The organism is Tardiphaga sp., assembly GCF_028290495.1.
Lineage (GTDB): Bacteria > Pseudomonadota > Alphaproteobacteria > Rhizobiales > Xanthobacteraceae > Tardiphaga.
Genome location: NZ_JAQGJT010000175.1, coordinates 16,829 through 30,665 on the forward strand (window position 1 = coordinate 16,829; position 13,837 = coordinate 30,665).

Here is a 13,837-nt window from a genome sequence, read left to right on the forward strand (position 1 = left end):
CAAATTCAAGGGGGCGTAACGCTGAAAAGGGTCTTGGTTAACCCCTCGTTAGGAAATTGCGCGGCATCCTCATCATCGAGGAGAAATGCCATGTGGTCCAGCCGACAAGCCTTTGAAAACGATTTCTGCCCGGTCCAGGAAGATCTGCTCGGTGCGATGTACCGGGCCAGCGAGAATGGCCTGCCGCAGCTCGTCGAGAGTGTTTCGTCCGATGTGCGTGCGATGCTGGCGCTGTTCTGCTACCGTCGAAGCCACCTGCATTCGCTGGCCATCGCCATCGCCGCGAGCTGCGACGAACGCGAACTGATGCAGCTTGGCGGCCGCGTCGGCTCGACGCTGTATGCGCTGTCGCACGAAACCGCGGTGTCGCGTCCCGCGGCTGCGTCTTCCTACGGCAACCGCAAGGCGATCACGCTGTCGACCAAGCCGCTTTCGACCTTCACGGCGGTCGATGACGAGATCGACGAAGACGTCGCCGAGGAAGCGACCCCGTCGGTTGTTCAGGGTACCTACGTTACGGCCTGAGCGCCGTTACGGCATGACCAGTGCGGGCATGCCATGCCGGCGCCGCGCCATGTCGCATTCGGGATCGCCGGGCAGGCAGGTCCGGCACACTTCCGGCCGGATCGCATAGATCCCGCAGGCGGTATGCGTGCCGACCTTGCCGGTCAGCGCCGAGCAGCGATCGCCCTCGCAGCGCATCCCGGACAGCCTGTCATTGACGAATTTTTCCGGAATCAGATCCAGATCGGCGTCATCTTCGGTGGTGAAGCGCGGCCAGTTGCTGGAATACGAACAGCAGGCGCCGCAGGCCTGGCAAGGGCCGACGTCATCGGGCAGGGCGGTGGCGGTTTCCATCGCGGCTGTCTACGCGAAAATCCCCGCCGGATACAGGGCAGCATCGTCGCGACGTCGCAATGACGCGAGCGGCGTCTATCCCCTCGGCTTCGCCAGTTCTGCTTCCAGTTCGGCGATCCGCGCGTCGCGCGACGCCAGTGCAGCCGCCACATCGGGAGCGTCAAACTTCTGCGGAATGTGTTGCGGGCAGTTGGTATCCCATGCCGCGATGGTGAACAGGATCGCTTGCTCGGGACGCGCCTTGTAATCCTGCGGCATCAACGACTTCAGCAATGCCGCATCGTCCTCGACCACGCGCGCGGTGCCCCACAGCTTGACGCGGCGGCGATGGGCAAAGTCCATGATGAAGATGTTGGCCTTGGGATTTTCAGCGAGGTTGCCCTGCGTGATGTACTGCCTGTTGCCGCTGTAGTCGGCAAATCCCAGCGTGTGCCCGTCGAGCGCCTTGATGAACCCTTTAGGCCCGCCGCGATGCTGGATATAGGGCTGCCCATCGGCGCTGGCGGTGGCGAAGAACACACTGTCGGTCTCGGCAAGGAAGGCCGCTAGATTGTCATCGATCTCGGTACGCCAACCGCCATTCTCCTCGACATGCGCATAGGCTTTTCGCGACCCCTTGCGGGCCTGGATCGCCTTGACCGCGGCGCTGAAGGCCACGTCGCTTGAGTAGGTGTGAACGTCTGACATCGGTCCGACCTTTCAAACAGAGCTGCACCGCCCCGATCGCACCAACATAGGGCGCTCCTGCGCCCGCCATAATCGTCTCAATTGACAGTTCATTATTGCAGGATATGAAATAACGGGATGGATAGGATCGAAGCTATGACGACCTTCGTCGCGGTGGCGGACCTCAAGGGGTTCGCTCCAGCCGCGCGCAAGCTCGGGCTGTCGGCTTCCGCCGTGACCCGTTACGTCGCCGCACTCGAAGATCGACTCGGCGCGCGCCTGCTGCAGCGGACCACGCGCTCGGTGACGTTGACCGATATCGGCGCGCGCTATCTCGAGCGGGCCCGCCGCATCCTGGGAGATGTCGAAGAAGCCGAGAGCGCGGCGCAGGCGGAACGTACCCAGCCGAACGGGCGTCTGATCGTTTCGGCGCCCGTGGGGTTCGGGCGTATTCACGTTACGCCGCTGATGTCGCTCTACCTTCAGCGTTATTCGAACGTCAGTGGCGAATTGCGGTTGACCGACCACCTCGTCAATCTGGTGGAGGACGGCGTCGATGCTGCGGTGCGGATCGGCCATCTCGCAGATTCAAGTCTGGTCGCGCGAGTCGTTGGCAGCATGCGGCGTATCGTGGTCGCGTCGCCTGACTATCTTGCCCGTCGCGGCACTCCGAAGCTGCCGAAGGACATCTCGGCTCACGATACCATTCAGTTTGGCGGCGTCGCAGTGCCTCCCGAATGGCGTTTCGTCGAGAACGGCGAGGATATCCGCGTGGCGCACACGCCGCGCTTTACCTGCAACGTCGCTGATGCGGCGATCTGGCATGCCGAACGCGGCGGCGGTCTGACCAGCGTGCTCGCCTATCAGGCAGCGGAGGCGCTTGCGGCAGGGCGTCTCAAGACGGTTCTGTCCCGTTTTGAACGGCCCGCGATGCCGATCCATATCGTCTATCCGACATCGCGCCTGTTGTCGGCCAAAGTTCGTGCCTTCATCGACCTCACGGCCGAAACCTGCAACTGGAATTTCGACGTGCGCAAATTCTCCGTTAGACCTTCGGCTGGGCCACGCTGAAAGTGCCGTTGGCACGCGCGCAGGGCACGCCGTCGGCGGTGACCAGCGCCTGCGCGAAGCAAAGCCGGTTGCCGGTCTTGATCACGTCGCTCTCGACCTGCAGCCATTGCCCGACCTGCGCGGGTCCCAGAAAATCGACCGACAGGTTGACCGTCACCAGCCGGGCCCCGCCGCCGATCACGTGGCCGCAGCTCATGCCCATGGCATTGTCGGCCAGCGACGTGATCAATCCGCCATGCGCCATACCGCGCGAATTGGTATGCGGCCGCGTCAGACGCAGCCCGATCAGCACGGCGCGGTCGGTGGATTTGGAATAGATCGGCTCCCACGGCTCGGTCAGCGGAGAACTGCGGGTGTGGCGGGCGAAGCCATCGGGAATGTCGGTGTCGGTCATTACGGGCATCCGGTTCGTTGCCGTTTCATTGAACCCAAACGCGCACGAACACCACGCCAACAAAGTTTAAAACGCGAGCGGCCCGGGCCACGCTCCCTTCCGGCATTGCGAGGAGCTCTTGCGACGAAGCAATCCAGTCTTTCCGAGCCTCCGCTCTCTGGATTGCTTCGCTGCGCTCGCAATGACGGCGTTTCAATTAGTACGGCAGCCCCACATAGTTCTCCGCCAGCGCGGAAGTCGCGGCTTCCGAATGTACGACATAGTCCAGTTCGGCCTGCTGCAGCTTGGTGGCGAAGCCGTCATTGTCGGGGAAGCGGTGCATCATCGAGGTCATCCACCACGAGAACCTAACCGCCTTCCACACCCGCTGGAGCGCGCGCGCGGAGTAGCCGTTGATCCCGGCCGACGACTTCTCGTCGTAGAATTCGCGCAGCGCCTGCGACAGGTAATGTACGTCGGAAGCGGCGAGGTTCAGCCCCTTGGCGCCGGTCGGCGGCACGATGTGCGCGGCGTCGCCGGCGAGAAACAGTTTGCCGAACCGCATCGGCTCGGCGACGAAGCTGCGCAGCGGCGCGATGCTCTTCTCCAGCGAAGGGCCGGTGACCAGCGCCTCTGCAGCTTCCGGGTCAAGCCGGGAGCGCAATTCGTCCCAGAACCGGTCGTCGGACCAGTCCTCCACCTTTTCGTCCAATGCGCACTGCACATAGTAGCGGCTGCGGGTTGGCGAGCGCATCGAGCACAAAGCGAAGCCGCGTTCGTGGTTGGTGTATATCAGTTCCGGCGACACCGGCGGCGTATCCGACAGCAGGCCGAGCCAGCCGAACGGGTAGACCCGCTCGAACGTCTTCACGGCGTCCGCCGGCACGCTCTGTCGGGAGACGCCATGGAAGCCGTCGCAGCCGGCGATGAAGTCGCAGGCGATCTCGTGGCTGACGCCATCCTTGACGTAGCGCACGCGCGGCCGGTCGCCGTCGAAATCATGCAGGCTGACATTGTCGGCATCGTAGATAGTGGTGAGCCCGGCCGTGGCGCGGGCGTCCATCAGGTCGCGGGTGACTTCGGTCTGGCCGTAGACGGTGACGACCTTGCCGCCGGAGGCGTGCTTGAGGTCGATGCGGTGCCGGACGCCGCCGAACAGCAATTCGATGCCGTCGTGGATCAGCCCCTCATGCTGCAGCCGCTCAGTGATCCCGAGCTTTTCCAGCAGGCCGACGGTGCCCTGTTCGAGCACTCCGGCGCGGATGCGCGCCAGCACGTAGTCGCGGTCCTTGCGCTCCAGAATGACGTTGTCGATTCCATAGGAATGCAGAAGTTGTCCGAGCAGCATGCCCGCCGGGCCGGCGCCGATGATGGCTACTTTTGTCCGCAACGTGAAGCTCCCGCGATAGTGTCGGTCCGGTGTCGAACGCGGCTGGTTGTGAGTCAAGCGCAGGCCTCGGAGGCCCAGCTTGCAATGATGATTATATCATATAACAATATTCTCAAGCGCCTAGTCGAGGCTTGTTCTTCCGGGGGAGAAAATGTCGATCCCCCGCATCATCGATCTTGCAACGGCTTGCCAGTTAGATAACATGTTAATCAAATAACAGCGGGACGATCAAAGTCCGGCGAAAAACATAATTTAGACCGGGAGAATACGTCGATGAGGAAAGCCATTCTGGCGTTGCTTGTGGCTGCGTGCGCGATACCTGCAGTCACATCTGCCATCCATCCTGCTCTGGCGCAGGACAAGACCGTCACCATGAAAGTCTCGTTGTGGGTGCCGCCGGCGCATCCGCTGGTGCCGGCCACGCAGGCCTGGGCCGCCGATATCGAGAAGGCCTCGGGCGGCACGATCAAAATGTCGGTGTTCCCCTCCGAGCAGCTAGGCAAGGCGTTCGACCATTACGACATGGCGCGCGACGGCATCGCCGACATCACCTACATCAACCCCGGCTATCAGCCCGGCCGCTTCCCGATCGTCGCCGCGGGGCAATTGCCTTTCGTGTTCGCCGACGGCAAGAAGGGAACGCTGGCGCTCAACGAATGGTACCAGAAATACGCCAAGACCGAGATGAAGGACACCAAGCTGTGCTTCGCCTTCATCCACGATCCAGGCTCGCTGCACGGCAAGAAGAAGATCCTGGTGCCCGCCGATCTCAACGGCGTGAAGGTGCGTCCGGCGCAGAGCACGATCGGCGAAATGGTCAAGTTGTTCGGCGGCACCAACGTGCAGGCTTCGGCGCCGGAATCGCGCGACGCGATCGAGCGCGGCGTCGCCGACGAGATCGCCTTCCCGTGGGGCTCGATCTTCCTGTTCGGCATCGACAAGGTCGTCAAGTATCACATCGACGTGCCGCTTTATGCCACGGTGTTCACCTACAACATCAACCTCGCCAAATATAATTCGATGTCGGATGGCCAGAAGAAGATCATCGACGACCACTGCACGCCGGAATGGGCGTCCAAGGTCACCGATCCCTGGGTCGATTTCGAGGCCAACGGCCGCGTCAAGATGAAGGCGCTGCCAGACCACGAGGTCTACAAGCTGACGCCGGAACAGCTCGCCGAGTGGAAGAAGGGCGTCGAACCGCTGCACGCCAGCTGGGCGGCGGCGGTGAAGAAAGCCGGCGGCGATGCGGATGCGATCGACGCGGAATTGAAGGCGGCGCTGAAGAAGTTCGACGCGGGGCTGTAAGGCACCAATCTGTCATTCGGGGATGCGCTCTGACCGGCGCAGTCGGTCGGAGTGCAGACCCGGAACCCAGAGATGTTCGTTACCCTCTCGGGGTTCCGGGTTCGCTCGCAGCTGACGCTGCTCGCGCCCCGGAATGGCCGACCTTCGGGATAAAAAATTGAACCAGTCATCATGACCGCTACTCCCGAAATCACTACTGACGGTGTCGTCGGTGGGCCGCTTGGCCCGCCGCGCAAGAACGTTATGGACCGCTTCATCGATTCCATCGAATGGATCGCAGCCCTGTTCGTCGGCATCGTCGCGCTCAACACCTTCATCGCGGTGTTCATGCGCAAATTCTTTGCCGTGACGATCCCCGATTACTACAATGTCGGCCAGTTTCTGCTCGGCATCCTGATCTTCTGGGGCATCGCCGCGACCTCGTATCGCGGCTCGCACATCACCGTCGATCTCGTCTGGGCCAACGCCACGCCAAAATACCAGCGATGGATCGACGTGTTTGCGACGCTGGTGCTGCTGTTCGTGGTCAGCGTGCAGACCTACACGCTGTTCGACAAGGTAGTCGACACCTACAACAGCAACATCGTCACGATGGACCTGCAGTTGCCGATCTGGCCGTTCTTTCTGGTGTCCTGGATCGGCGACGGCGCCGCCGTGCTGCTGATCGCGTTCCGGACCTACAGGCTGATCTTCCACCCCGATCAGATGCACGATCCCAAAATCAATACGGCAGAGTGATCGCATGGAATTGAGCAATGAAGCGGTCGCGCTGATCGGGTTCGTCAGCCTGTTCATATTGATGCTGTTGCGCGTGCCGGTCGGCATGGCGATGGGTCTCGTGGGAATCACCGGCTTTGGCTATCTCACCGGCTTTGCGCCGGCGCTGAAGCTGGTCGGCCAGACCACGATGCGCACGGTGACGGACTATTCCTTCGGCGTGATCCCGATGTTCCTGCTGATGGGCGCCTTCGTCTCGGTGTCCGGCATCAGTCGCGAACTGTTCCGCGCCGCCAACACCTTTGTCGGCCACTGGAAGGGCGGGCTCGGCATCGCCACCATCGCCGCCTGCGGCGGCTTTGCCGCGATTTCCGGCTCGTCGGTAGCGACCGCCGCGACGTTCTCTGCCGTGGCCTATCCGGAAATGCGGCGCTTCAACTATCCGCAAAGCTTCGCCACGGGCGTGATTGCGGTCGGGGGCACGCTCGGTGCGATGCTGCCGCCGTCCACGGTGCTGGCGGTGTATGGCATCATCACCCAGCAGGACATCGGCAAATTGTTCATCGCCGGCATCGTGCCCGGCCTGCTGGCGATCGTGATGCACATGATCACCATCGCTATCATCGGCGTCGTCAAGCCGGACTTCCTGCCGGCGGGGCCGAAGGCGTCGTGGCACGAGCGCGCGCTGGCGATCCGCGACGTTTGGTCACCGTTGCTATTGTTCGTGTTCGTGATCGGCGGGCTGTATGGCGGCTTCTTCATCCCCACCGAGGCCGGCGCGGTCGGCGCGGTTGGCGCCTTTATCATCGGCGTGCTTCGCGGCAAGCTGAACAAGGAGGGCATCCTGCAATCGCTGCTGCAGGCGACGCGCACGGCGGCGGCCGTGTTCACCGTGCTGATCGGCGCTTTGTGTTTCGGCTATTTTCTCACCATCACGCAGACGCCGCAGCACGTCACCGAATTCCTCACCAGTCTCGGCATCGGCCGCTACGGCGTGCTGGCGCTGATCCTGCTGATGTATCTGGTGCTCGGCTGCCTGATGGACGCGATGGCCATGGTGATCCTCACCGTGCCGATCGTGTTTCCGGTGGTGATGGCGCTCGGCTTCGATCCGATCTGGTTTGGCATCGTTATCGTCATGACGGTCGAACTCGGTCTGATCCATCCGCCGGTTGGCATGAACGTGTTCGTCATCAAGAGCGTGATCAAGGACGTCAGCATGTCCACCATCTTCAAGGGCGTGCTGCCCTTCGTCGTCACCGACCTGATCCGGCTGGTGCTGCTGGTGCTGTTCCCGTTGATCGCCACCTGGCTGCCCATGCGGATGATCGGATGACCATGACGCCACAACTCCAGACGAAGTATGTCTTCACTCTCGCCATCAAGATCGGCGTGCCGATCGTGGCCGGCGAACTCGGTCACGGCCTGCGCCGCGTCATCCCGATTCTCGGTGGCGAAGTGCGCGGCGAGGGGATGCATGGCACGATCTACCCGGTCGGCGCGGATTTCCAGACCATCCGGCCGGACGGCTTCACCGAACTCGAAGCCAAATATGCCTTCGAGATGGACGACGGCGCGGTGATCTACATCGACAATATCGGCATGCGCTTCGGCCCGAAGGAAGCCCTCGACCGCATCGCGCGCGGCGAGATCGTCGATCCCGATCTGATCTATTTCCGCTCGGTGCCGAAATTCGAGACAGGCAGCCCGAACTATCGTTGGCTGATGCAGCACCTGTTCATCGGCGTCGGCGCAAGGCATCCGGACCGCGTGGAGATCGCGGTGCATCAGGTGTTGTGAGCGGCGTTGCTTCCCCTGTCCCGGCCCGGGCTTCGTCCGGTCCACCGTCGCCCGGTTAGCGAAGCTTCGCTTCGAGCGGAGAGGGAAAGAGGCGAGTCATCGTACCGCAGTGCAAGATTGACTCACGTCAAATTAGTTATAACGTATAATTATTCCAGTTAGGACCTATTCCCTGCCATGACCGATGCTACCTCCACCACCGCTCCGTCGCTCCTGACCATCGACACCGTCGGTCGCGTGATGACCATCGGCCTGAACCGGCCGGCGAAGCGCAACGCGCTCAACGACGGCATTATCCTTGAGATCGAGCGCACCTTCGCCGCGCTGCCGGAAGCCATCGGCGCCGTCGTGTTTCACGGTATCGGCGCGCATTTTTCCGCAGGCCTCGACCTCTCCGAGCTGTCCGAGCGTGACGCTACTGCCGGACTGATGCATTCCAGGATGTGGCACCGCGTGTTCGACGCCATCCAGCATGCTCGCGTACCCTCTATTGCGGCGCTGCAGGGCGCGGTGATCGGCGGCGGGCTCGAACTCGCCTGCGCGTGTCATATCCGGGTTGCTGACCCCACTGCTTATTACGCGCTGCCGGAAGGCCAGCGCGGCATCTTCGTCGGCGGCGGCGGATCGGTGCGGCTGCCGCGGCTGGTCGGCGTGGCGCGGATGGCGGACATGATGCTGACCGGCCGGGTCTACACCGCGACCGAAGGCGTGGGGCTCGGATTCTCGCAATATCTGACGGAGCAGGGCGGCGCGCTGGCCAAGGCGGTCGAACTCGCCGAACGCGTCGCGCAAAATGCGCCGCTGACGAATTTTGCTGTGTTGCAGGCGCTGCCGCTGATCGCCGAAGCCAGCCCGCAGACCGGGCTGATGCTGGAGGCGCTGATGGCCAGCGTAGCCCAGAGCGACCAGGAGGCCAAGAAGCGCATCCGTGATTTCCTTGATCGCAAGGCGGGCAAGGTCAAGCCCGGCTGATCTCTCCGAACTATAAACCAGGGTCGAAACAACATGTCTGCAACAGCCGCAAAAGGCGATCAGACCATAGCGAATACGGCGCATCCGCTGCGCCCGATCTCGTTCGGCGATATCGGCATCACGATCGATCGTCGTGACGACGGCACCATCTATATCCGCCCGGCCACCGCACTCGGCGACTATCCGGTCCGTATCACCGACCGGCTGCATCATTGGGCGCGCGAAGCGCCTGACCGCGTCTTCATGGCCGAGCGCGCCGAGGCCGGTGGCTGGCGCGAAATCACCTATGCGCAGATGCTCGATGCGGCGCGTCGGATCGCCTCGGCGTTGTTGGCGCGCGGCCTGTCGGCCGATCGGCCGATCGTGATCCTGTCCGGCAATTCGCTCGATCACGCACTGATCGCTTTCGGTGCGCTGTATGCCGGGATTCCGTTTGCGCCGGTGTCGCCGGCCTATTCGCTGATATCGAAGGACTACGGCAAGCTCTCGTATCTCATGAAGCTGCTGACGCCCGGCCTCGTCTTCGTCGATGATGCCGCCCCCTTTGCCGACGCGATCCGCCTCAATGTCCCGGAGGACGCCGAGGTCGTGGTGTCGCGCGGCGTGCTGCCGGATCGCGACGTCACCATGCTAGGCGAATTGCTGGTGACGCCGGAGGCCGCCGATCTCGACGTCGTGCACGACGCTATCGGTCCCGATACGATCGCCAAATTTCTGCTGACCTCAGGCTCGACCGGCAACCCCAAGGCGGTCATCAATACCCAGCGGATGCTGTGCGCCAACCAGATCATGATCCGCGATACGATGGCGTTCCTGAAAGACGAGCCGCCCGTGATTATAGACTGGCTGCCGTGGAATCACACTTTTGGCGGCAACCACAATATCGGCCTGACGCTGCTCAATGGCGGTTCGATGTATCTCGACGCCGGCAAGCCGACGCCGGCGGGCATCGAACAGACCATCCGCAATCTCCGGGAAATTTCGCCGACGGTGTATTTTAACGTGCCGAAGGGCTACGAGTCGCTGCTTCCTTATCTGCGCGAAGACGCCGAGTTGCGCACGAAGTTCTTCTCGAAACTGCATGCGATGTTCTTCAGCGGCGCCGGCCTGTCACCCTATGTCTGGAACAGCCTCGACGAGCTCTCGGTGCTGGCCACGGGCGCGCGGGTACCGATGCTGACCGGGCTCGGAGCCACCGAAACCTCGCCGTACTTTATGTCTGTGACCCCCGCCACCAGCCGCTCCGGCCATGTCGGGCTGCCGGTGCCGGGGAATGAAGCCAAGCTGGTGCCGAACAACGGCAAACTGGAAGTCCGCGCCAAGGGGCCGAACATCACGCCGGGCTACTGGCGCCAGCCGGAGCTGACTGCGAAGGCCTTCGACGAGGAAGGCTACTACATCTTCGGCGACGCGCTGAAGCCGGTCGATCCCGACGATTTCACCGCCGGGTTCGATTTCGACGGCCGCATATCCGAGGATTTCAAGCTCGGCTCCGGCACCTGGGTCAGCGTCGGCCCGCTGCGCGCGCGCTTCGTCGCCACCTGCGCGCCGCTGGTCCGCGACGTCGTGATCGCCGGCATCAACCGCGACGAGCTTTCGGCCCTTGTCATCCTCGATCTCGACGGCTGCCGGCTGATCAACCCGGCGCTGCCGCTGAACGATCTCGCCGCCGCGACCGCCGATCCCTTGATCCGCGACGCCTTTCGCGACCGGCTGGTACAGTTCATGGCGGGATCGACGGGGTCCTCGACCCGGATCGCCCGCGCGGTATTGCTCGATACGCCACTGTCGATCGACCGCGGCGAAGTCACCGACAAAGGCTCGGTCAACCAGCGCGCGGTGCTGGAGCATCGCGCCGAACTGATCGAGGCGATATATGCCGGGACGGCCAGCGTCATTACGACCTGAGCCGCGGGGCTGACTTTACCACCGCCCTGACCTAAAGAAGGGGCTGATTACGCGTTCGAACTTGCTTAAGACCAAATTATAAAAACAAAACCACCAGGGAGAAACCAATGACCAGACTCAGTTTGGCGATCGCGGCTGTCGCTGCCTCGCTGGCCGTCGCCGGAGTGGCGCAGGCACAGACCCCCGAGATCACCATCGGCATCACCGTGTCCACCACCGGCCCGGCGGCGGCGCTGGGCATTCCCGAGCGCAATTCGCTGGAATTCGTGCCGAAAGAAATCGGCGGCGTGCCGCTGAAGGTGATCGTGCTCGACGACGGCGGTGATCCGACCACTGCGACGACCAATGCGCGGCGTTTCGTCACCGAGTCCAAGGCCGATATCATTATGGGTTCGTCGATCACGCCGCCGACCATCGCGGTCTCGACCGTCGCCAACGAGGCCGGCATTCCGCATTTCGGCCTGGCGCCGTTCCCGATCACGCCCGAGCGCGCCAAATGGTCGGTCGGGATGCCGCAGCCGGTGCCGATCGTCGGCAAGGTGATGTACGACCATATGAAGGCCAAGGGCGTCAAAACCATCGGCTATATCGGCTATTCGGATTCTTACGGCGACCTGTGGTTCAACGATCTCAAGACCCAGACCGGGCCGATGGGCATGACCATCACCGCCGAGGAGCGCTTTGCGCGCCCGGATACGTCGGTGACCGGCCAGGTGCTGAAGCTGTTGGCTGCCAATCCCGATGTGGTGCTGGTCGGCGCTTCCGGCACGGCTGCGGCCCTGCCGCAATCCGAATTGCGCGCGCGCGGCTACAAGGGGCTGATCTACCAGACCCACGGCGCCGCCTCGATGGACTTCATCCGCATCGCCGGCGCCTCGGCCGAAGGCGTGCTGATGGCGTCCGGCCCGGTGATGAACCCGGAAGGCCAGCCCGATTCGGCGCTGACCAAGAAGCCCGGCCTCGCGCTCAACGCGGCCTATGAGGCCAAGTACGGTGCCAACAGCCGCAGCCAGTTCGCCGGCCATTCCTACGACGCCTTCGAGTTGTTGAAGCGCCTGATCCCGGTGGCGCTGAAGACCGCCAAGCCCGGCACGCCGGAATTCCGCGAAGCGATCCGCCAGGCGATGCTGTCCGAGAAGGAAATGGCTGCCAGCCAGGGCGTCTACAACTTCACCGAGAAAGATCGCTACGGCGTCGACGACCGCGCCCGGATCCTGCTGACCGTCAAGGATGGCAAGTACATCCCGGCGCAGTAGACACGCCACGCGACGGCGCGGGGTAGGGATCAACCCACTCCGGCGGCACGTTGAAGTGGTGGGCACGGCGCCAGAGCGCCTTTGCCCGTCCAGCAGAACCGAGTAATAAGGCCGGCCCTCGCCAGAGGGCCGGCCTTTGCTTTTGCTCACCTGTGTTCCACGAGAAAGAAACGTTAATGTCCAAGCTTCATCTGGCCCTCGCGGCCGTCGCCGCCACGCTGGCGCTCGCCACGCCGGCTTGCGCCCAGACCTCCGAGATCACCATCGGCCTCAGCCTCTCCACCACCGGCCCCGCCGCCGCTTTGGGCGTGCCGGAGCGCAACGTGCTGGAATTCGTGCCGAAGGAAATCGGCGGCGTGCCGCTGAAGCTGATCGTGCTGGATGACGGCGGCGATCCGGCCACCGCCACCACCAATGCGCGCCGCTTTGTCACCGAGGCCAAGGCCGATGTGATGATCGGCTCTTCGATCGTGCCGTCGAGCGTGGCGATGTCCACCGTCGCCAACGAGGCCGGCATTCCGCATTTCAGCCTGTCGCCGATGCCGTTCACCCCGGCGCGTGAAAAGTGGTCGGTGGACATGCCGCAGCCGGTCGCGATCGTCGGCAAGGTGATGTACGACCACATGAAGGCCAAGGGCGTGAAGACGCTCGGCTATATCGGCTATTCCGATTCTTACGGCGACATCTGGTTCAATGACTTCAAGGAGCAGACCGCGCCGATGGGCATGAAGATCGTCGACGACGAGCGCTTCGCCCGGCCGGACACCTCGATCACTGGCCAGGCCCTGAAGCTGGTCGCCGCCAATCCCGACGCGATCCTGATCGGTGCGGCTGGCGCCGGCGCTGGCATGCCGCAGTCGGAATTGCGGGACCGCGGTTACAAGGGGCTGATCTACCAGACCCATGGTGCTGCCTCGATGGACTTCATCCGCATCGCCGGAAAATCCGCCGAGGGCGTCTTGATGGCGTCCGGCCCGGCGATGAACCCGGAAGGTCAGCCCGATTCGGCATTGACCAAGAAGCCCGGCCTGACGCTCAACGCCGCCTACGAAGGAAAGTACGGCGCCAACAGCCGCAACCAGTTCGCCGGCCACGCATATGATGCGTTCGAAATTCTGAAGCGCGTTCTTCCGACCGCGCTGAAGACCGCCAAGCCCGGCACGCCGGAATTTCGTGAAGCTATCCGTCAGGCGCTGCTGTCCGAGAAGGAAATGGCTGCCAGCCAGGGTGTCTACAACTTCACCGACAAGGACCGTAACGGCGTCGACGACCGCTCGCGCATCCTGCTGACAGTGAAGGGCGGCAAGTACGTTCCGGCGGAGTAGGGCGCGCTGTCATCCTCAGCCACGCCAATTGGCTTGGCTGAGGATGCAGCAGACGGCGAAGCCGGCTGATGCAGGCCCTGAATCCCGAGATGTTCAACGTCCCATGTCGAGGTTCCTCAGCCGCTCCAATCGGAGCGGCTGAGATTCGCTCGCAGCTTTCGCTGCTCGCACCCCGGAACGACAGCTTTAGGCA

The 13,837-nt window shown here is 63.0% G+C and carries 14 protein-coding genes; 10 read left to right on the top strand and 4 right to left on the bottom strand.

The features are described from left to right. Window positions 1–90: 90 nt before the first annotated feature. The gene (locus JWQ24_RS25945) at window positions 91–525 is read left to right on the top strand and encodes a hypothetical protein (RefSeq protein WP_299814629.1); all 435 of its coding nucleotides are present in this window, start codon (window positions 91–93) and stop codon (window positions 523–525) included. Window positions 526–531: 6 nt separating this feature from the next. On the opposite strand, the gene JWQ24_RS25950 is transcribed toward JWQ24_RS25945, so the two are convergent. Together JWQ24_RS25950 and JWQ24_RS25955 are read right to left on the bottom strand one after the other, a co-directional pair. Next, entirely contained in the window at window positions 532–858 is a 327-nt protein-coding gene (locus JWQ24_RS25950; RefSeq protein WP_299814632.1) for a YkgJ family cysteine cluster protein, read from the bottom strand. A 75-nt stretch (window positions 859–933) separates the two neighbouring features. Then, window positions 934–1,545, bottom strand: a complete 612-nt coding sequence (locus JWQ24_RS25955; protein ID WP_299814635.1) for a pyridoxamine 5'-phosphate oxidase family protein — start codon at window positions 1,543–1,545, stop codon at window positions 934–936. 117 nt (window positions 1,546–1,662) lie between these two features. On the opposite strand from JWQ24_RS25955, the gene JWQ24_RS25960 reads away from it, so the two are divergent. Next, the gene (locus tag JWQ24_RS25960; RefSeq protein WP_299814638.1) at window positions 1,663–2,595 is read left to right on the top strand and encodes a LysR family transcriptional regulator; all 933 of its coding nucleotides are present in this window, start codon (window positions 1,663–1,665) and stop codon (window positions 2,593–2,595) included. Here the strand turns inward: JWQ24_RS25960 and JWQ24_RS25965 are convergent. Together JWQ24_RS25965 and pobA are read right to left on the bottom strand one after the other, a co-directional pair. Beyond that, a complete protein-coding gene (locus tag JWQ24_RS25965; RefSeq protein WP_299814641.1) occupies window positions 2,570–2,989 on the bottom strand; it encodes a PaaI family thioesterase in 420 nt (139 codons plus the stop codon). The genes JWQ24_RS25960 and JWQ24_RS25965 overlap by 26 nt on opposite strands. 196 nt (window positions 2,990–3,185) lie before the next feature. After that, a complete protein-coding gene (gene pobA / locus JWQ24_RS25970; RefSeq protein ID WP_299814644.1) occupies window positions 3,186–4,358 on the bottom strand; it encodes a 4-hydroxybenzoate 3-monooxygenase in 1,173 nt (390 codons plus the stop codon). Window positions 4,359–4,631: 273 nt separating this feature from the next. Between pobA and JWQ24_RS25975 the strand changes: the two genes are divergently transcribed. The 8 genes from JWQ24_RS25975 to JWQ24_RS26010 all read left to right on the top strand — a co-directional run bounded on the left by JWQ24_RS25975 (window position 4,632) and on the right by JWQ24_RS26010 (window position 13,644). After that, window positions 4,632–5,666, top strand: a complete 1,035-nt coding sequence (locus tag JWQ24_RS25975) for a TRAP transporter substrate-binding protein (RefSeq protein WP_299814646.1) — start codon at window positions 4,632–4,634, stop codon at window positions 5,664–5,666. 171 nt (window positions 5,667–5,837) lie between these two features. Next, window positions 5,838–6,404, top strand: coding sequence for a TRAP transporter small permease (locus tag JWQ24_RS25980; protein ID WP_299814649.1), 567 nt, complete (start codon window positions 5,838–5,840; stop codon window positions 6,402–6,404). A 10-nt stretch (window positions 6,405–6,414) separates the two neighbouring features. Next, window positions 6,415–7,719 (top strand): TRAP transporter large permease, encoded by a 1,305-nt coding sequence (locus JWQ24_RS25985; RefSeq protein WP_299814699.1) that lies wholly within the window; start codon window positions 6,415–6,417, stop codon window positions 7,717–7,719. 2 nt (window positions 7,720–7,721) lie between these two features. Beyond that, window positions 7,722–8,183, top strand: a complete 462-nt coding sequence (locus JWQ24_RS25990) for a DUF3237 domain-containing protein (protein WP_299814701.1) — start codon at window positions 7,722–7,724, stop codon at window positions 8,181–8,183. 177 nt (window positions 8,184–8,360) lie between these two features. Continuing rightward, entirely contained in the window at window positions 8,361–9,155 is a 795-nt protein-coding gene (locus JWQ24_RS25995; protein WP_299814652.1) for a crotonase/enoyl-CoA hydratase family protein, read from the top strand. 33 nt (window positions 9,156–9,188) lie between these two features. After that, window positions 9,189–11,063, top strand: a complete 1,875-nt coding sequence (locus JWQ24_RS26000; RefSeq protein WP_299814655.1) for a feruloyl-CoA synthase — start codon at window positions 9,189–9,191, stop codon at window positions 11,061–11,063. 107 nt (window positions 11,064–11,170) lie between these two features. After that, entirely contained in the window at window positions 11,171–12,319 is a 1,149-nt protein-coding gene (locus JWQ24_RS26005; RefSeq protein ID WP_299814658.1) for an ABC transporter substrate-binding protein, read from the top strand. Between the two features lie 176 nt (window positions 12,320–12,495). After that, window positions 12,496–13,644 (top strand): ABC transporter substrate-binding protein, encoded by a 1,149-nt coding sequence (locus JWQ24_RS26010; RefSeq protein ID WP_299814661.1) that lies wholly within the window; start codon window positions 12,496–12,498, stop codon window positions 13,642–13,644. The last annotated feature ends 193 nt before the right edge of the window (window positions 13,645–13,837 follow it).